Source organism: Mycobacterium toneyamaense (assembly GCF_055384815.1).
The window spans coordinates 3,703,552-3,722,061 of the sequence record NZ_AP040333.1 but is presented as its reverse complement, the minus strand read 5'-3'; the positions used below and the strand labels follow the sequence as shown (position 1 = coordinate 3,722,061).

14 protein-coding genes and 1 pseudogene are annotated in these 18,510 nt (G+C 62.5%); 13 read left to right on the top strand and 2 right to left on the bottom strand.

The window, feature by feature from the left end; all coding sequences use genetic code 11:
• The 12 genes and pseudogenes from ACZ5IQ_RS17940 (at position 1) to acs (ending at position 13,710) form a co-directional block, all read left to right on the top strand.
• Positions 1–414, top strand: coding sequence for a YybH family protein (locus tag ACZ5IQ_RS17940; protein ID WP_406776247.1), 414 nt, complete (start codon positions 1–3; stop codon positions 412–414).
• Positions 371–1,837: an amidase gene (locus tag ACZ5IQ_RS17935; RefSeq protein WP_406776246.1), complete on the top strand. Its 1,467-nt coding sequence runs from the start codon at positions 371–373 to the stop codon at positions 1,835–1,837. The genes ACZ5IQ_RS17940 and ACZ5IQ_RS17935 overlap by 44 nt, the downstream gene beginning before the upstream one ends.
• Entirely contained in the window at positions 1,827–3,134 is a 1,308-nt protein-coding gene (locus ACZ5IQ_RS17930) for an ArgE/DapE family deacylase (RefSeq protein ID WP_406776245.1), read from the top strand. Before ACZ5IQ_RS17935 ends, ACZ5IQ_RS17930 begins: the two co-directional genes overlap by 11 nt.
• A 296-nt stretch (positions 3,135–3,430) precedes the next feature.
• Complete coding sequence (locus ACZ5IQ_RS17925) at positions 3,431–4,162, top strand: SDR family NAD(P)-dependent oxidoreductase (RefSeq protein ID WP_406776244.1); 732 nt, start codon at positions 3,431–3,433, stop codon at positions 4,160–4,162.
• A gap of 29 nt (positions 4,163–4,191) precedes the next feature.
• On the top strand, positions 4,192–5,607 hold the full coding sequence (locus ACZ5IQ_RS17920) for a glutamine synthetase family protein (RefSeq protein WP_406776243.1): 1,416 nt from the start codon (positions 4,192–4,194) through the stop codon (positions 5,605–5,607).
• A 13-nt stretch (positions 5,608–5,620) separates the two neighbouring features.
• Positions 5,621–6,904, top strand: coding sequence for a YlbE family protein (locus tag ACZ5IQ_RS17915; RefSeq protein WP_406776242.1), 1,284 nt, complete (start codon positions 5,621–5,623; stop codon positions 6,902–6,904).
• Positions 6,901–7,911, top strand: coding sequence for an alpha/beta hydrolase (locus tag ACZ5IQ_RS17910; RefSeq protein WP_406776241.1), 1,011 nt, complete (start codon positions 6,901–6,903; stop codon positions 7,909–7,911). Before ACZ5IQ_RS17915 ends, ACZ5IQ_RS17910 begins: the two co-directional genes overlap by 4 nt.
• Positions 7,908–8,978: an LLM class flavin-dependent oxidoreductase gene (locus ACZ5IQ_RS17905; RefSeq protein WP_406776240.1), complete on the top strand. Its 1,071-nt coding sequence runs from the start codon at positions 7,908–7,910 to the stop codon at positions 8,976–8,978. The genes ACZ5IQ_RS17910 and ACZ5IQ_RS17905 overlap by 4 nt, the downstream gene beginning before the upstream one ends.
• Positions 8,979–10,054: 1,076 nt before the next feature.
• Positions 10,055–10,567 carry a flavin reductase family protein gene (locus tag ACZ5IQ_RS17900; RefSeq protein WP_406776239.1) on the top strand — a complete coding sequence of 171 codons (513 nt, stop codon included), beginning with the start codon at positions 10,055–10,057 and terminating at the stop codon, positions 10,565–10,567.
• Positions 10,568–10,605: 38 nt separating this feature from the next.
• The gene (locus ACZ5IQ_RS17895) at positions 10,606–10,869 is read left to right on the top strand and encodes a hypothetical protein (protein WP_406776238.1); all 264 of its coding nucleotides are present in this window, start codon (positions 10,606–10,608) and stop codon (positions 10,867–10,869) included.
• Positions 10,870–11,102: 233 nt separating this feature from the next.
• Positions 11,103–11,213 (top strand): annotated as a pseudogene (locus ACZ5IQ_RS17890) (CAP domain-containing protein); the annotation flags it as partial.
• Positions 11,214–11,760: 547 nt separating this feature from the next.
• Complete coding sequence (acs, locus tag ACZ5IQ_RS17885) at positions 11,761–13,710, top strand: acetate--CoA ligase (RefSeq protein WP_406776237.1); 1,950 nt, start codon at positions 11,761–11,763, stop codon at positions 13,708–13,710.
• A 603-nt stretch (positions 13,711–14,313) separates the two neighbouring features.
• Here the strand turns inward: acs and ACZ5IQ_RS17880 are convergent.
• Both ACZ5IQ_RS17880 and ACZ5IQ_RS17875 read right to left on the bottom strand, forming a co-directional pair.
• Positions 14,314–15,909 carry a PucR family transcriptional regulator gene (locus tag ACZ5IQ_RS17880; protein WP_406776236.1) on the bottom strand — a complete coding sequence of 532 codons (1,596 nt, stop codon included), beginning with the start codon at positions 15,907–15,909 and terminating at the stop codon, positions 14,314–14,316.
• Positions 15,910–16,508: 599 nt separating this feature from the next.
• The gene (locus ACZ5IQ_RS17875; RefSeq protein ID WP_406804778.1) at positions 16,509–17,678 is read right to left on the bottom strand and encodes an acyl-CoA dehydrogenase family protein; all 1,170 of its coding nucleotides are present in this window, start codon (positions 17,676–17,678) and stop codon (positions 16,509–16,511) included.
• A gap of 61 nt (positions 17,679–17,739) precedes the next feature.
• On the opposite strand from ACZ5IQ_RS17875, the gene ACZ5IQ_RS17870 reads away from it, so the two are divergent.
• Entirely contained in the window at positions 17,740–18,399 is a 660-nt protein-coding gene (locus ACZ5IQ_RS17870) for a TetR/AcrR family transcriptional regulator (RefSeq protein ID WP_406776215.1), read from the top strand.
• Positions 18,400–18,510: the final 111 nt, after the last annotated feature.

Below are 18,510 nucleotides of genomic sequence, written 5' to 3'. Positions count from 1 at the left end.
ATGTCGTCGCCAACCCTCGACCGCACTGGCCTCGCCGCCGTGCATCGCGCCGTGTCGAACGCGATCGATGAGCACGACGCTGCCGCACTGGCCGCGCTCTATGAATCCGACGGGACACTGATGCCACCGAGCGGCATGGTGATCCGCGGCCGTTCGGCCATCGAGGACACGTTGCGGGCAATGTTCACGCAGGGGCTATGCGGTCAACGTGTCGAAGTCGACGAGTTCTTCACCTCCGGAGACCTCGCGGTGGAGATAGGCCGATCCGTCGCTGACGTCCGCGACCCGGCAACGGGTTCGATGACAACATTGGCGGGCAACTACCTAATCGTCCACCGTCGACAGGCGGACGGTTCCTGGTCCATGTCGCATGACATCTGGACCTCCGTTCCGGATGGTGCACATGCGGATTGACGAGTACGCCGAATTTGACGGGGTAGGTCTGGCAGGTCTGATCCGCAGCAATCAGATCAGCGCGGCCGAGGTCCAGGCGGTGTCCCGGACCGCGATCGAATCGCTACAGCCGCAGCTGAACGCGGTGGTGGACGGACCCTGGCAGCAGCCGCTGAAGTACAACGCGAATGGACCGTTCGCGGGAGTTCCGTTCGTGCTCAAGGACATTCTGTTGCACGCGGCGGGTGTGCCCACCCACTGCGGCAGCAGATTGTTCGGCACCGGCATGGTCCACGACCACGACACCGAGCTGATGCGTAGGTTCCGCGAGGCTGGCCTAGCCGCGATGGCCACCACTCGCACCCCAGAATTCGGGCTCAGCGCGGGTACCGAGCCTGTGCTGGGCGGGGCTACCCGCAATCCGTGGGACATTTCACGCACCCCGGGCGGGTCCAGCGGCGGCACCGCGGCATTGGTCGCAGCGGGTGCGGTTCCGTTGGGGCACGCCAACGATGGCGGGGGATCGATCCGCATCCCGGCATCATTCACTGGGCTAGTGGGGCTCAAGCCTAGTCGTGGCCGAATCCCGATCGGCCCTGATCTTCAGGAAGCGATGTACGGCTTGGCCACTGAGCTGGCGATCACTCGCACGGTGCGTGACACCGCGGCGATGCTCGACGCAGTCAGTGGATTCGCATCAGGGGAGAAGTTCACCATGTTGGCGCCTGGCCAGTCGTTTGCGTCGCAGGTTGGCGCGGAGCCGGGGCGGTTGCGGATTGCGGTGCAGCCCGACTCCTGGACCGGCCACGCCACCGACCCCGGCGTTGTCGCGGCTGTCCGGCGCACCGCCGAGACACTGTCAGATCTCGGTCATCACGTCGAATTCGCCTGCCCCACAGTCGAATGGGATCAGTTCAGCGAGGCGTTGACGACGACCTGGGCGGCAGGCGCGGCAACCGCGGTATATCCTGCTGCGGACGCGCTCGGCGTGGAGGTGGATGAGAACCTCCTGGAATTGTCTACGCTCCGGCTGGCCGAAATGGGCCGCGGCGTGACCGCAATCGAGCTGGCCGGAATGGTCGCGGCGTTCAACGCGGTGTCGCGGGCTATGGGCACATTCTTCGACCAGTGGGACTTGTGGCTAACAGCAACCACCAGCGTGCCGGCGCCGCCGATTGGGCACTTCAACGCCGACGTGGACGTGACTCCCGCCGAGTGGGTCCGGCGCTGTGTGGAGCTCTTCCCTTACTTGGCGGTGCTCAACGTGACTGGTACACCGGCAATTAGCCTGCCAGCAGGTCTGGTAGACGGCTTGCCGATCGGCATTCAGCTAGCCGCTCCGATGGCTGGCGAGGCGACGTTGATCCGCGTCGCTGCTCAGCTTGAGCAGGTGGCCGGGTGGGCCGACCTACGGCCAGCAGGGTGGGTCGGCAATGGGAACTGAAGCCGCTGATCGGGTATTACGCTGGATCGACGAAACAAGCGCCGATCTCGTCGAAAGCGTGCGCGAGCTCATTCGAGTGCCCAGTGTGAACCCGAACTACCCGGGTACCCGGTTCGATGACCACATCGGTTACGAGTCAGAAGCCAACCTCGTCCTGCGCGACTCGTTTGCAGGAATCTTCGACACCACTGAGACCCTCTGGAGCGCACCAAAACGCGAGAATTTCGTTGGGGTGGTGCGGGGTTCGGGTGGCGGGCGTTCGTTGCTGCTCAATGGGCATATCGACGTCGTACCCACTGGCGGCGAGGACAATTGGACGTTCGCCCCGTTCGGTGCCCAGCTCGACGACGGCCGGATCTACGGTCGAGGTGCCTGCGATATGAAAGCCGGTGTAGTTGCTGGCTTTTGGGCTGCGAAAGCACTGCAGGAGTGCGGCATCCGCCTTGCAGGCGACTTGATAGTGCACTCGGTGGCCGGTGAGGAGGTCGGAGAACGGGAGATCGGCACGGGCTTGCTGCTCGACCGCGGCTACACCGCTGATGCAGCGATCGTCATGGAACCGTCCGCGAGTTTCGGTGGACCGCTGTCGATCAATCCCACCGCGGCCTCCCTCCTGTGGGGCAAAGTGCGGGTGGAGGGCAAGGCCGGCCACCCAGGAATGCGGCGGGAGTTGGTGCGCGCCGGCGGAATTGGTCACCGGGCCGGCGTCAATGCCATCGATAAGGGCTATCTCGTGCTGCAGGCGCTCTACCGGCTCGAGGAGCACTGGGGGATCAGTAAGCAACGCCCGCACTATCTGCCCGGACACTTCACAATCATGCCGGGGATCATCAACGGCGGTCCCAACGGAATCGATGCGCCGCTGATGTTCGCTGAATACTGCGAGATCGACTTTCTGGTGTGGTACCCGCAGGACGAAGAGCCCGCCGCGATCCAGGCCGAGATCACTGAATTCATCGCCCGCGCAGTGTCGATCGACCCTTGGCTGTCGGCCCATCGGCCGGTGTTCACCTGGCCACTGAGTTACACCGGCTATCACACCGCGGTGGACCATCCCATTGTTGCGGCACTGGGTTCGGCGCATCTGGTGGCGAGCGGCGGACGGTCGCCCGTCGAGGCGTTCCCGGCTGCATGTGACGCGAGTTGTATGTCCGAACTGGGCATCCCGGTGGTCAATTACGGGCCAGGGCATCTCGTAAATGCACACAAAGCCGACGAATCGGTCGAGGTCGCGGAAATTGTGACAGCCGCCCGCAGTATCGCGCTGACCGCCATGGACTGGTGCGGCCTTTCATAGCCCGTACCGGGCATCCAAATCAAGAGGAGATATCCGTTCCGCATGCTTAGTCCAGCAACGTCGTCGATCGGCAGAGCTCGTCGGCTCACGATGACCACGGCCCTTCCGGATCTCAAAGTCGGAGTTGCCGTTACCGATGAATCAGTGAATATATTTGCACCACAACGCCTTACCTGCTTCAAGCGGCCGAAATACATGGTGTTCACCGACGCAATGCCGAATAGCCCGAGCGGCAGGGTGCTCAACAGGAACTTGCCAGACCGGTATGCCGGTCTGGCAGAAAAGGAGATGCTGCCATGACGATCCCTGAGTCCGATGTGGCGTTGGTGAGCGGCGGGTTGGGTGGTATCGGGTGGGCCATCGCTGAACGGCTCGCAGAGGCGGGCTACACCGTTGTGGCGGCGGATCTTCCGGCGGCGGTTGCCGGCGCAACCGCCAGGGGCAGCATTCATCCGTTTCCGCTCGACGTAGGGGATAGCGCCAGCGTAAAGGCGTGTGTGGCCGCAGCCACCGATCTGGGCAACTTGGGCGCTGTTGTCAACTGCGCTGGTATTCTCCGGGCGAATCCGGTTGCTGCGTTCGCAGACTCTGATCTGGACTTGCTGTGGCAAGTCAACGTCGCAGGTGCGACGCGGGTCTGCCGTGCCGCGCTGCCGCATCTACGGCCACAGGCCTCGATCGTGAATATCAGCAGTATCGCCAGTTGTATCGGCCGGTTTCCCGGTGCTTCGCTCTATGGCGCCACCAAGGCGGCTCTGAATCAATTCACCAGATATTTGGCGTGCGAGCTAGGCGACAGTGGGATTCGGGTCAATTCGGTGCTGCCGGGATTCATCGCGGTACCGATGAGCGAGCACATGCGTGCCGCGTCCGGAGGCGAAGAGAGCGCTGCGGCGCAGGTGCCGATGAAACGGATGGGGGAGCCCGCTGAAGTTGCTGAGCTCGTCGAGTTTCTGCTCTCGCCCCGTGCGTCGTATATCCACGGCGCTGTCATTCCTGTCGACGGCGGCGTCACCGCTGCCTCGTAGTTAACACCACCTCCCGAAAGGAAGCGGACATGTTCGATCAGGTTGCATCGCAACGTAAAATGGAGTGCGAGGCGTCTCTCGCCCGGCTATCGGAATCCGGTGCCAGGTTTGCGCAGATGGAGTTTTCCGATATCAACGGGGTGTTCCGCGGCAAGCTGACCACCCTGGAGAAGGGCTTGTCGACATCGGGCACCGGGGTGTCGACCCTGATGATGTCGGCACGCAGCGGTGACGAGATTGTGTTGACCGAGTGGAGCGACTTCTCCAATGGGTTTCCCAAGATGGTCGCGGTGGCAGACCCTGGCACGGCGACCGAGTGGCCGTGGAATCCGGAGATCGCGGGGGTGCTCTGCGACCTCTTCATGGAGGATGGCAGCCCCTGTCCGTTGGACGGCCGGCAGATGCTGCGCCGAATCGCCTCGGAATACGCGGATCTGGGCATTGAGGCGCGGGCCGCGCTGGAATGGGAATTCTACCTGTACGAGGTCGACGACGCGTTGATGCGGGAGAAGCGCTACCGTGAACTGAAGACGTTCGGCCGGGGCCTTGACTTCTACAGCGTGACCAGAACGCCGTCGTTCGCTCCGCTGGCCATCGAATTCCTCTCGCGTACAAAGAGTGTCGACATCGACGTCGAGGTGTTCCACACCGAGTACGGCCACGGGATGTACGAGTACACCTGCGGTCATGAAACTGCACTGAAAGCCGCAGACGACGCGGTGCGGTCCAAGGCATATCTGCGGCAGCTATGCGATGAACTGTCGGTGGTGCCGACCTTCATGCCGGCTCTACATCGGGGCACCAACGATTCCGCCAATGGCTGCCACCACAACGTCAGCTTGTGGCGCGACGGCCGGAATGCTTTCTGGGACCCTCAAACCGAACAGCTCACTGAGATCGGAAGATGGTTTGCCGGAGGGGTTTTGGCGACTATGTCTGACTTTCATCTGGTCATGCGTCCGTGGGTTAATTCCTACCGGCGGTTCGACCACCAGGCTTGGAACCCGGTCGACGCATCCTGGGGCCTGGACAATCACGCGGTGGCGTTGCGTCTGGTACACGGTTCGGTACCGGCCAAGCACACCCGGTTCGAGCATCGCGCACCGTCGCCGGATGTTAATCCGTACTTATCATTGGCGGCGATCTTGTGGGGCGGCCTGTACGGCATTCGTAACAAGATTGAGCCACCGCCACTGTGTGTCGGTGATCCGGTCGAGCAGGGCGGGTACGCGGCGCTGCCATCTACCCTGCCGGCCAGCATCGCAGCCTTTACGGAATCACCGTTGGCCCGCGAATGTTTCGGCGATCAGTTTGTCGAGCTGTACGCACAGCTGAAGAACGACGAATGGAACGCGTATGTCGACTGGTGCAAGGAATCCGGAACCGATCCCGCTGGTTCTGAGATCACCGCCTGGGAATTCCAGCAGTACTTCAACTGGTGCTGAGGGTGATCGACGAATGATGATGAACAGCAGCAGGCAGAATGCGAATTCGCTTGCGGTTCAGGCGATGTTCGCAGCTGACCCGGTTCTGGTGGGCGTACGTCCGGCCGGGGACGTAGTGCCCGGCATGGACTCGCAAACTATCCTGACCTCGGGGCCGCCGCTGCCTTGGCGAGAATACGGTCCCGGCCAGCGGCGAGCGATCCTTTATGGTGCCGTCTACGAAGGCTTGGCGGCAGACCCAGAGCGGGCGGCACAGCTGCTTGACCGGGGCGACATCACCGTTGGTGCTTGTCACGACCACGACTGTGTCGGCTCGGTGGCAGGCATCTATACGGCGTCGATGCCGGTGTTCGTTGTGCGCAACGCGGCCGGGAGCAACACCGCATACTGCAATCTATACGAAGGAAAGTCACGATTCCGCTTGAATTACGGCTCGTACGACGAGGGGGTGCGCGACGGTCTACGGTTTCTCCAGGATGTCGTGGGGCCGGTTATCGGAGCAGCCGTGCGGGCCTCAGACGGTATCGCCCTCAAGCCGATCATCCGTCGCGCCTTAAACATGGGCGACGAGCTGCACAGTCGAAACACCGCGGCGTCGCTGTTGTTCTCCCGAGAGTTGGTTGCACGGCTGTTCGACCTCGGCGCGGACGCCGATGTCAGTCGTGAACAGATCATCAAGGCATGGGAGTTCTTGTCGGAAAACGACTATTTTTTCTTGCGCTTGTCCATGGCGGCGGCGAAGGCTACCGCCGATGCCGCTGCGGGGATCGAGGGCTCCAGCATCATCACCGCGATGACGCTCGGTTCCCGCAATTTCGCCATTAGAGTGAGCGGCCTTGGTGAACAGTGGTTTACAGGTCCGATGCCGACGGTGAAGGCACAACTCTTCGACGGCTACACCGAAGACGACATCGAGTGGATCGGCGGCGAGAGCATGATCACCGAGACCGTCGGACTGGGTGGTTTCGCGCAGGCGGCTGCGTTCGCGCTGCAGGATTACCAGGGTGGATCGGCTGACGCGATGGTCAGAGAAAACCTTGCGATGTACCGCATTACGGCTGCGGAGAGTCCCGACTACCGGATCCCGTACCTCGGATACCGTGGCACGCCGACCGGTATCGATCTGTTCTCCGTGCTCGACACAGGTGTACTACCCATCATCGATGGCGGGCTGGCGGGCCGGGATGGTGGTCAGATCGGCGCCGGGCTTCTGGTCGCTCCGGTGGAGTGCTTCGCGGCGGCAGCCGAGGCGTTTACAGCCCGATATGCGGACCTCGATCGGCCGGTGACGGCATGACCGTGCCTCACCTGCAACGGCTGCATCCCGAGGCCATGGCGTTGCTGTCCGAGCTGGCTGAGAATCCGCTTCCGTCGAGTCGCGATCTGCCGCTGGACGAAGGCCGGCGCAACTTCCGGACGCTCTTTGGTCCTTTGTCGGCGACAGCGACAGGAGTTGAGTCTTGTGACGTGGAGATGGCAACCACTTCCGGCTCTCTGCCTGGCCGGCTATATCGGTCAACCTCGGCTCCGATGCTGCCGGTGATTCTCTACTTCCATGGTGGCGGTTGGGTTTTCGGTGATATCGAAAGCCACGATGGGTTGTGCCGGGCGCTGGCCGATGCGTCGGGAGCGGCGGTGTTCAGTGTGGGCTACCGGCAACCACCGGAGCATCCTTTTCCGGCTGCGGCTGATGACGCGTTTGCCAGCGTGCGATGGATTCATGAGCACGGTGCCGGGCTCGGGCTCGACCCCAGTCGATTAGTCGTTGCCGGGGACAGCGCCGGCGGCAACTTGGCTGCGTCGGCGGCCCTTCAGGCGCGGGACGAAGGCGGACCCGTGATCCGGGCACAGGTGCTGATCTGCCCGGTCCTGGATCCGGACTTGGCATCGGCCAGTGCAGCCGAGTTCGCAGCCGACCCATTCCTTTCCGCAGCGGAAATGCGTTGGTACTGGGAGCATTACGTTCAGGAGCCGGCGGACAGACGGTTGGCGTACGCGGCCCCCGGTATCGCGGATAACCTCGGCGGACTACCCGACACCTTAGTCATTACCGCAGAACTCGATATTCTCAGGGACGAGGCCGAGACGTTCGCCGATCAGGCAAGCGCGGCCGGAACCCAGGTCCTGCTGCATCGCGAACCCGCGATGATGCACGCGTTCCCCGTCCTGGCCGGTCGGCTTAGCGCCGGCCGGAATGCCATAGATCGAATCGGAAGCACGCTGCGTGCCCTCCTCGCCGACGACATGCAGATTGCTGCGGCCTGGGAGCAGGCCCGCATCTCAGAATTGGACAACTTGCAATGAAAAACGACCTGAAATTCGGATTCGTAGCCTGCGCCGCCGGCGTGCCCGGGACCACCGATGCGCGGCTGTACCGCGATCTGGTTGACGATTGCGAACACAACCTCGGGCTGGGCTACGAATCGGTCTGGCTGATCGAGCATCACTTCAGCGACTACTTTCCCACTCCGAGCCCGTTGCTCATGTTGAGCCACCTCGCGGCGAGATTCCCGTTGGCCGAGCTAGGCACCTGCGTTCTCGTGCTGCCTTGGCAGGACCCGCTGCGGACAGCGGAGGAGGTGGCGATGCTGAGTCTGCTTACCAAGCAAAAACTGCATCTGGGGATCGGCCGCGGCACCGCAAAGTACGAATACGACGCGTTCGGCTTGGACATGGATGCCAGCCGCAGTCTGTTCCGGGAACACTACGAGGTGATCGACAGCGCGCTTCGAGGCCAGCCGTTCCAGTACCAGGGCAACCATGTCACGATGCCCAAGCGCGTACGGCTGCGGCCAGAGGCCAGGGCCGAGAACGTCCAGTTCTACGGGGCCATCGGAAGCCCTGAGAGCGCGGGAATGATGGCAAATCTTGGCCTACCACCGATCTGTACGTCGGTGGGGAACCTCGATGCGCAGGTCGCCACTCTGCGGTCGTGGAAAGAAGTCGCTTCCACCCGAGGTGTGGATCCTGACAACGCCTTCCCGATCATGATCAACTGCATCATCGCCGACACCGACGAGCAGGCGATCGCTGAGGCACAGCAGCAGATCCCGGCGTTCATGCGGGCCCAGATCGACCACTACACGCCGCACGAGACCAACTGGGAAGACATTCCTAGTTACGCGGGATGGCGCGGGATGTTCGCAGGCATGAAACGGATGACGGACCCGGCCAATATCCCGGCGTGGACAGAGTGGCAGCTAATCGGCAGCCCAGAGACCGTGCGGCAGAAGGCGCAGAAATTCATCGATGCGGGTTTCAACCACTTTCTGTTGCACACCGCAACCCCGGGCGTACCGGTCGCCGACCGCCGGCGATGGCTTCGGCGGTTCGCGACCGAGGTAATCCCGGAACTCAGCGTCACTAACTGAATTGCGTTGGCACACAATGGCATATGCTGTCATCCGCTATTGTGTTTAGTGAACTACGTTGGGTGTTTCTCGCGATGGGCGCATCAGAGGCATACCCCGTGGGTATTCGTCGGCTACTCCCCAGCGTGCTGTGCCGTTGTCAGACATCTATGATGGCGCTGCCCGCATCAGAGTTTGAGACGAACAAGCCTGTGGCCCGGGAATATTGGCGTTGCAACGCCTAGGTTGACATGGGCGATCATGCCGGAACGACTTCCTCTGCGTATGTCGAAATCCGGCAGCGCAAGCGTTAGAATGTCGAATTGCTTAGGGCCGGTGAGATTTTCACGTCCGACTACGCATTTTCGCAGATGAGCTCGACTGCCTCGCGACGTAATGATCGCGAACACTATTCCCCATAGCGATCGCTTCGGAGTCGAGCTCATCTGCGCGGTGGCCAGCGCTGCCGGCATCTTGACTGTGTGAGGCCGGCCTAGACGGCGCCGGCCGCGAATCCGGGGCAGCCAGGACTAGAGATCGCAGTCTCGCAGTGCGCTGGTCGCGACTGTCTTGAGATCTGAGCCCAACTCCCAGCTCGGTCACCGATGCCGCTCGAAATTCACTGGTGGGCCACACCGGGCAAGCCGCACTCAGTTCCATTCCTCGGTGCCAAACATAGTGGACGACGTTTCCGCCATGCGATGTGACGCCCACACGGTAAAGTCCCCGGAACGGTCCAGCGTTTCAGAGATCGCCAGATCTTGGGTCAGGTTTGTGCCCCGACACGCTGCCCATGCGGTGCCGAACAGAGCAGTGGGCCGGGACGCCCAGCGGTGTGAGGGTCGCGCGGTCGACCCAGAGGGTGGTGGCATCCCCAGCTGTCGGCGTGTGCGCGACTTTCTCGCGGAGAAGTCACGAACGAGGTCGGGGCGAATCCGACCAATTGCGGATTGCATCCGTATTTGAGATATCCAGCTCCTGCCAATCGAGTGACAATCCGTAGACCGGTCCGTACTTCTACTGATTACATCCGCATCGGCTGGTCGCAGAATCGGAGTCTGGCAAAGTGCCACGCGGACCGATGAAAGCACGGATTGATGACCAACAATGCCGACCTCATCAGCACGGCGACTCCAGACGCCCGAGCGCTACGGGCGTTCTATGGCGGGATGCCCAGCGGCGTGCTCGCCCTCGCAGCGATGGTGGATGGAGCACCTGTGGGCATGGCAGTCAGCTCATTCACGAATGTTTCGTTGGACCCGCCGCTGGTTGTCGTGTCCATTCGAAACGAATCCGTCACCTGGCCTGTACTGAGCAGGGCCGCCGTGATCGGTGCCAGCATCCTCGCCGAACATCAGGGCGACTGCGGCAGGCGGTTGGCCGCGGATGACGCCAGCAGTCGGTTCGCGACCGTCGACTACACGGTTACCGATTCCGGCGCGATCGTCATCGACAACGCCGCCGGATGGTTTCACTCCACAGCGGGCGAGCCGATCAGCGCAGGCGATCACCAGCTGATTTTGCTGACCCTGCAGAGTATCTCGGTCGACACCGCCCGCCCGCCGTTGTTGTTCTTCCGCAGTAAGTTCGCGGGTCTGCGTGATGCGTGACAACTATTCGACTACCACCTTCAGCTGAGGAGCGCGCTATGTACTTACGTATCGACCTGGCACAGGTACCGCCGGCAGTTCAGTTACTTGAGCCGGATGATTTCAGTGGATTCAAGGTCACGGTCGACGTTCCCGAACATGCGTGGGTAGCACCTGGCACACTGGCCGCACTAGCAGGGCGCGAGCAGGACGATGAGTGGAAGCATCAGCTCGCCGCAATGGTGGACTTCGCCAGTAGCCGGGGCTGGATAGACGACACAGGTCGGGTTCGTGCGCACATCGACATTGTGTCGAATCATTAGATAAGGCAATGATTTCCGTCCCAACGCGCATGTCTTGCCCACACCATAGTGGCGACCTCATGGCGGTCGGAAACTGGACAAACGACAGTGGTTCTGACGGATTCACCCTTGCCGACCGGTCTCTTGCTGCCGGGCACCTGCCTTTATGAGAGCTGGGCATGGCAGTGCCGCCGAGGCAGGTGGATCGCAAAGAAATCGTCCAGGTTATGGCAATCAAAGTGAGGTGGCGCGTCATGGATGTGGCTCCGGATTACGACGCCAGCGATGAGATCGAGTACTTCATCAGCTGGTTGCCTTGGGCTCTACGCGGTGCCTACCCGCCGCCGGCCTATCCACCGGTATAGCGCGAACATGTCCAAGTGTGAGGGACGCTCACAACGGACCAGGACCCGCGGCGACATCCTTCCGAACCGAGTGTGCGACGGATGCCAGGAAAACCCGGCTGAGCGCGCCAGGAAGAGCACTGAATCCATATGCGCCTGTGCGCTCGTGATCAGCGATGCACGCGGTGTTTCAGCGCTGACCGACCGCAAATTGGCGAGTGACCTCAAGATGTCGACCCGTACCTTACGTAGGCAGGTTGGCAGCCGAGACAAGCTTTTCCGTGCTGTTGTTGAGCACCACATCGGGGCACTTACCGTCGATGAGGCTGAATCGGAGTGCTGGGAGGACGCTGTCCAGCGTCGGTGTCGGAACTTGTACGAACTGTTGATCTCTCATGCGCGAATCGCCGCTTTGATGGTGGACTCCGATATCGGACCGTACTCGAGATCTCTTCGTCGCGGGGTGCAGCACTCGCAGCAGATTCGAAGCCCCAGAACAATGTCCAGATTGACTGGCACGGTTCCATGCAACGGGAGTGCCACATTTCGATGCAGAGAAGGAGCGTAAGTGGCTGAAGCGGTTACGGCAAAGAGCGAAAGTTTTCAGCCGGATCCGGTGTTCGCCGCGCAGGCCAACGCCACTGCCGCGCTGTATCAAGAGGCCGACGCCGACCGCCTGGATTTCTGGCGCCGCCAGGGCGAGCGGTTGTCGTGGGCGACCCCGTTCACCGAGGTCCTGGACTGGTCGAACGCGCCGTTCGCCAAGTGGTTCGGCGACGGCAAGCTCAACGTCGCCTACAACTGCGTCGACCGCCATGTGGAGGCCGGGGGCGGGGACCGCGTCGCGATCCACTGGGAAGGCGAGCCGGTCGGTGACGCCCGCGACATCACCTACGCCCAGCTCAAGGACGACGTCTCCCGCGCGGCCAATGCGCTGACCGCGATGGGCCTGACCGCGGGCGACCGCGTCGCCATCTACATGCCGATGGTGCCCGAGGCCATCGTGGCGATGCTGGCCTGCGCGCGTCTGGGTGTCATGCACTCGGTCGTGTTCGCCGGCTTCTCGGCCACCGCGCTGGCCGCCCGCGTCGAGGACGCCCAGGCCAAGCTCGTCATCACCACCGACGGGCAGTACCGCCGCGGTGCGGCGGCCTCGCTCAAGTCTGCGGTCGACGAGGCCGTCGCAGGCCAGCCGTCGGTGCAGCACGTGCTGGTGGTCAAGCGCACCGGCATCGACGTCGACTGGACGCAGGGCCGCGACGTCTGGTGGCACGAGATCGTCGACTCACAGTCCACCGAGCACACCCCCGAGGCGTTCGACGCCGAGCAGCCGCTCTTCCTGCTGTACACCTCCGGCACCACCGGCAAGCCCAAGGGCATCGTGCACACGAGTGGCGGTTACCTGACGCAGGCGTCCTACAGCCACCACAACGTCTTCGACATCAAGGCCGACGACGTCTACTGGTGCACCGCCGACATCGGCTGGGTCACCGGGCACACCTACATCGTCTACGGGCCGCTGTCCAACGGCGTCACGCAGGTCGTCTACGAAGGCACCCCGACCTCACCGAATGAGCACCGGCACTTCGACATCATCGAAAAGTACGGTGTCACCATCTATTACACGGCGCCGACGCTGATCCGCACGTTCATGAAGCTGGGCCACCAGATCCCCGCGGCACACGACCTGTCGAGCCTGCGGGTGCTCGGCTCGGTCGGCGAGCCCATCAACCCCGAGGCCTGGCGCTGGTACCGCGAACACATCGGCGCGGGCACCACGCCCATCGTGGACACCTGGTGGCAGACCGAGACCGGCGCCATCATGATCTCCCCGCTGCCCGGCGTCACCGCCGCCAAGCCCGGCTCGGCCATGACCCCACTGCCCGGCATCAGCGCCAAGATCGTCGACGACGACGGCAACGAACTGGTCCCCGGCGCAGACGAGGAAGAACACGTCACCGGCTACCTCGTGCTCGACAAGCCGTGGCCGTCGATGCTGCGCGGCATCTGGGGCGACGACGAACGCTTCAAGGACACCTACTGGTCCCGCTTCGCCGAGCAGGGCTGGTACTTCGCCGGTGACGGCGCCCGCTACGACGCCGACGGCAACATCTGGGTCCTGGGCCGTATCGACGACGTCATGAACATCTCCGGGCATCGCATCTCCACCGCCGAGGTCGAGTCCGCGCTCGTCGGGCACTCCGGGGTGGCCGAGGCCGCCGTCGTCGGCGCCACCGACGCCACCACCGGGCAGGCCATCTGCGCTTTCGTCATCCTCAAGGCCTCCGCGCACGGCGGCTCGGAGAACATCGTCGAAGAACTGCGGGCCCAGGTCGCGACCGAGATCTCCCCCATCGCCAAGCCGCGGGAAATCCACGTCGTGCCCGAGCTGCCCAAGACGCGTAGCGGCAAGATCATGCGCCGGCTGCTGCGCGATGTCGCCGAGGGCCGCGATCTCGGGGACACCTCCACCCTCGTCGACCCCAGCGTCTTCGAAGCCATCCGCGCCAGCAAATAGCGACCATGGGAGTATTAGTGGCACACCGGGAATCACGGCACGGTGAAAGATCGACGCTTATCCGGTCATGTTATTCACCGAGATCGCTATCAAATAGGCGCTAGGTGTTGTGTGATGCGTATTCGCCGTTTCTATGTCTGGGCCACAACGAAGAGCGCGGATACGGTGCTGAGCAGTTGTGGTCGATGGTCAGGGCACCTCCGTGCCTGAACCCTTGAATGATCTAGACGTGGTACTGGGTAGTCGCCATAGCTACCAGTCGACAGGTCATCGATGCTGTCGGTATTCCGATGTATCGAGCGCGTCAATACTGGCGCGCTCAAAGTTTGGCGAATGTTTAGACGGCGCTGCGGAATTCACGAGCGCCGACGTGGATGCATTGACCGTCCTGGTCGGCGTCGTCCGTGACGGAGTTTTGGACGAGGCTCAGGCTAAAGGTCTGTGGATACGGTGTAATTGCGCCCACCCAGCTGTCGAGACCCACGACTTGACCGCTGGTGATTGACAAGAATCGCTCCAGTCGAGGCGCAGTTGGAAGCGGGAGCACGCCGGCGGGTTTCAACGGTACGAGTGTGAGCTAGCGAGTTGTGCTCTTTGGCCCGGCTAAGCAACAACCCTGCGAATCCTCAAGAGCCGCAATTGTATCTCGGTCACCAGGCGGTCCACTGGGTCCTCCAGATCCAGGTTGCAGATGTCATGGATACGTTGCAGGCGATAGCGAATGGTGTTGCGGTGTAGGTACATCGCGCTCGCTGCGTCGGCCAGGTCGCAATTGGCGTCGAAGTAGGCCTGCAGCGTCTCCAAATATGCCGTGTTCTTGGTGCGGTCCGATTCGGAAAGCACATCGAGGCACCCAGCCAGCAGATGGGGGCGCTGCTCGGTCAGTTCGGCCAGCTCGTGCAATACGCACTGGGTGCTGATGTCTTCGAGCGCGACGACATCGGCACCGGTGCCGCAGCTTTGGACTCGTAGCGCCCGGTCGACTTCGGCACCCGCGCTGGATAATTCCGTAAGGCTGGGTCGTACCCCACCAATGACCGCGACCAGTTTGGAGCCGAGCTGGCGGGCTGCACGAGCGACGATGTCGTCGGTCAGTGACCGCAGATGTGCGGTATCGATCGGCGCAGTGTCGAGCAGTGCGTACACGGTGGCGCCGACGGTGGCGACGATCGGAGCGCAGTCGTTCGCTTGGAATCGCATCGCGACGAGTGATTCCAGATGACAGCTGTCGACGTGCCGCATCGGAGCATTATCGCGCGACCGAAATCCGATCAGCCGCAGCGAAGTTCTGGGTGCCCAAGCGGACGTCAGTGTCTCGGGTGTAACCCTGCCGTCCAGCACCCCGCGCAGCAGATCAGAAGCCTGCCGCTGGTTGTCAGTAAGGGCCGCGCGAGTCAGGCGTGCTGTCAGCACCTGGGCGATATCGACCGCGTCGTGCGCGACCGCCGGGTCCAGCGCTCCCGATGGTGGCAAGAGCCAGAGGTACCCGATGATTTCTGGGCCGGTGCGCAGCGGCAGCACCCACCTCGGCAGGTGCCCGGGTGGCGCGATCCGAACCGGGTGCGCGGCCTGGGCCAACCCAGTGAACTGACCGCTATCTCGCAACCAGCTGCTTACCCTATCGGGAATCCGGCGGCCCAGGATGGTGTCGACCCGCAGCGGATCGCGTACCTCGGTCTCGTCGTCCAGCGAAGAGAATGCCAGCAGCCGCAAGCGGTGATCGGTCACATCTGCCTGGACGCCCAGCGTCAGCGCCGCGCTGTCGGCCAACGCGAGCAGGTCACTGCTGCCGTCCCACGGATGGGGCGCCGGTTGATCGCCGGCCGCCGCCAGCGCGCCGCGCAGCACCGCCACGGCCCGATCGGCGGTGACGCCCGGGCCGAGTACAAACAGTGCGAGTCCGGCGGCCTCGGCCTGCCGGCGCAGCCATGGGTCCGCCGCCGACACGACTAGCGCTCCACCGCACGTCGTCATCAGGGTCGTCATCCGATGCGGCTCGACGCCGACAGCAAACACTATGGTGTCGGGTGCTGCCGGTGATGGATTCGGGGATTCCCACAGCGCGGCCGAGGTGATGCGCTGGTTTGGATCGCGCGGCGCGACGGCGAGATTGAGCAAACCAGTGGGCAACTCACCGAGCATTGTGCCGATCGCGATGCCGGGGCTGCGGCACTTAGTGCCGGTGCTGGTCACGTCCATGCCGCGAGTATTCGCTTGCTACATGCGTACCGGCAATTGCGGAAAGTACTGAGGCTATACGTAGGCGGCGGTTCGGTGGAGGCGACTTCTTGAGCACTTCGAGCAGTCGCCTGGCGCATCCAATGCTCGGATGGGTTGGGCCCTCGGCGACTGCGGATTCTCCGAATTGTCCCTCTACGGGCTGGCGCACCACCTCCGAGGCATACGTGGCTGCGGTCAAGCGCTACGACCCCGGAGAGCGTGACCATCGACGCGGTGTCTGACTTTGTGATAATGCCGGTGTCGATCAGACCACGGGCGCCGTCATCGTAGCGCCGGGTGTCGAGAAGACAGCACTTGTCCGGCAGGCGGCGCTCGCCTTCATTGGTGAAAATCGCTTCGTTGAAGTGCTTTTCGCCCCACGACAACCTTCTCTGTTGCGTGCGTGATGCCATAGTGCGTCAGTCGAAGTTCGCAGCCTGGGCCGGTCCCGAATTCAATTTTGCGGCACTAAATTTGATTCTTTCGCCGCGAGAATCGACGGCCCCTGAGTGTCGCTGCCGAGTGTGTTGCGGCAGTTGCTGAGTGGGTCTGGTAGGGCCCACTCAGCCCGCTGGTCCTCAGGCGAGTGCGAGCAATTGGCGGGCCATGACGATGCGTTGAACTTCGTTTGTACCCTCATAGATCTGCGTGATCTTGGCGTCGCGCATCATTCTTTCGAGCGGGAAGTCTTTGGTGTAGCCATAGCCTCCCAGCACCTGCACCGCTTCCACGGTCACCTCCATTGCGACGTCCGAGGCGAAGCATTTTGCGGCCGCTCCGAAGAAGGAGAGGTCGTCATCGGAGCGTTCCGACCGCCCAGCGGCGGCGTAGGTCAGTTGCCGAGCGGCCTCGACCTTCATGCCCATCTCGGCGAGTTTGAATTGCATTCCCTGGAACTCTGCGATGGATTTGCCGAACTGGGTACGTTGCTTCGCGTAGGCCAGTGCGTGATCCAGCGCGCCTTGGGCGATCCCGACCGCTTGAGCTGCGATTGTGATCCGGGTGTGGTCAAGCGTTCTCATGGCGGTTCTGAAGCCGGTCCCGATATCGCCGATCATTCGATCGGCAGGGATCCTCACGTTGTCGAGATAGACCTCTGATGTCGGTGAGCCTTTGACGCCCAACTTGCGTTCTGGCGTGCCGAAAGACACACCGGGATCATCCTTCTCGACCACGAACGCGCTGATGCCGCTGCCGCGCTTGGCGGGATCGGTAACAGCGAGCACGGTGTAGAAGTCGGAGACTCCGGCATTGCTGATCCAGCGTTTGACGCCGTTGAGGATCCAGAATTGCCCCTCCTGGACCGCTCGGGTGGTCATGCCAAGCGCGTCGGAACCCGCGTCTGGCTCCGAGAGGCAGTAGGAAAAGCCCTTGCCGGCGGCTAGTTGTGGAAGATAGCGGCTCTGCAGCTCATCCGAACCCGCCAGGATCAACGGCATCGAACCCAACTTGTTCACCACCGGGATCAACGAGGAGGACGCGCATACCCGTGCCACCTCTTCGATGACGATGCAGGTAGCTAACGCGTCCGCACCCGCGCCGCCGAACTGTTCTGGAACGTGAGGGGCGAAGAAGTCGGTGGCCAGTAGCGCTTCGGCAGCTTCGCGAGGGTATCTGGCCTGCTCGTCGACATCTGCGGCAAATGGCGCAATCTTCGCCTCGCACACTGCTCGCGCGGCGCGACGAATCTCGCGTTGTTCGTCGGTAAGGGCGTACATCTGGTCACATTGGAGGGCGTCGTTGTCCATGGTGGTACTTAGTACCGTAAAAATGGTACTAAGTACAGTCTTGGCGTAAAGGGGAAGCTGAATGCGGGGAGAAACCGCTCGAGAACGACTGGTGGATGCGGCAATCGCATTGTTTGAGGAGAGGGGGTATGACGCGGTTACCGTCGACCAAATCGCACAAAGGGCAGACGTGGGGCGCACGACGCTCTTCCGGTTGTTCGGTTCGAAGGAAGGTCTGATATTCCCCGACCATGACGCGCTTCTGGCTCAGGTCGAGCTTCGGCTGAAAACGGCCGCGAGAAGCTCCGCGCTGGCCGCCGTAGTGGACGCCGCAGGGGTGGTCTTCGACTACTACGTGAAGGAGGGCGAGCTGGCGCAAGCTAGGTTTCGCCTGACCAGTACCGTTTCTGCGCTACGCGATCGCGAAATGGCAAGCATAGGACGGTATACCCGCCTATTCACCCGCCACCTGACAGCACATCTCGACGGTGAGCCAAACGCGGCATTGCGTGCCGAGCTCCTGGCGACCGCGGTCGTCACCGCCCACAACCACGTGTTGCGGCGGTGGCTGCGCGCAGAATCTACGACACCGCAGCGCGATTTTTCCGAGGCGATGACTACAACGCTGGCACTGGTGAGCCGTACATCCGAGAGCCGAACGGCGGTCGTAGTGTTCGAAACAAACGAACCCCTCGAATCGGTGGTGCCGCGAATCAAGACCACCCTCGATGGGAAGGCGTAGCGGGAACCGTGTCGTTAGCACTGTTCGTCTAACCGGCCATGCGAAAGGGCGGCCGGTCAAGGATTGTTCGGTTGACGTCCGTCGGCGATTGGCTCGGTGCCGGGCTGAGTG

Coding starts and splice junctions, on each gene's coding strand:
- ACZ5IQ_RS17940 (WP_406776247.1), top strand. CDS start 1: ATGTCGTCGCCAACCCTCGACCGCACTGGCCTCGCCGCCGTGCATCGC.
- ACZ5IQ_RS17935 (WP_406776246.1), top strand. CDS start 371: ATGACATCTGGACCTCCGTTCCGGATGGTGCACATGCGGATTGACGAG.
- ACZ5IQ_RS17930 (WP_406776245.1), top strand. CDS start 1,827: ATGGGAACTGAAGCCGCTGATCGGGTATTACGCTGGATCGACGAAACA.
- ACZ5IQ_RS17925 (WP_406776244.1), top strand. CDS start 3,431: ATGACGATCCCTGAGTCCGATGTGGCGTTGGTGAGCGGCGGGTTGGGT.
- ACZ5IQ_RS17920 (WP_406776243.1), top strand. CDS start 4,192: ATGTTCGATCAGGTTGCATCGCAACGTAAAATGGAGTGCGAGGCGTCT.
- ACZ5IQ_RS17915 (WP_406776242.1), top strand. CDS start 5,621: ATGATGATGAACAGCAGCAGGCAGAATGCGAATTCGCTTGCGGTTCAG.
- ACZ5IQ_RS17910 (WP_406776241.1), top strand. CDS start 6,901: ATGACCGTGCCTCACCTGCAACGGCTGCATCCCGAGGCCATGGCGTTG.
- ACZ5IQ_RS17905 (WP_406776240.1), top strand. CDS start 7,908: ATGAAAAACGACCTGAAATTCGGATTCGTAGCCTGCGCCGCCGGCGTG.
- ACZ5IQ_RS17900 (WP_406776239.1), top strand. CDS start 10,055: ATGACCAACAATGCCGACCTCATCAGCACGGCGACTCCAGACGCCCGA.
- ACZ5IQ_RS17895 (WP_406776238.1), top strand. CDS start 10,606: ATGTACTTACGTATCGACCTGGCACAGGTACCGCCGGCAGTTCAGTTA.
- ACZ5IQ_RS17880 (WP_406776236.1), bottom strand. CDS start 15,909: ATGGACGTGACCAGCACCGGCACTAAGTGCCGCAGCCCCGGCATCGCG.
- ACZ5IQ_RS17875 (WP_406804778.1), bottom strand. CDS start 17,678: ATGGACAACGACGCCCTCCAATGTGACCAGATGTACGCCCTTACCGAC.
- ACZ5IQ_RS17870 (WP_406776215.1), top strand. CDS start 17,740: ATGCGGGGAGAAACCGCTCGAGAACGACTGGTGGATGCGGCAATCGCA.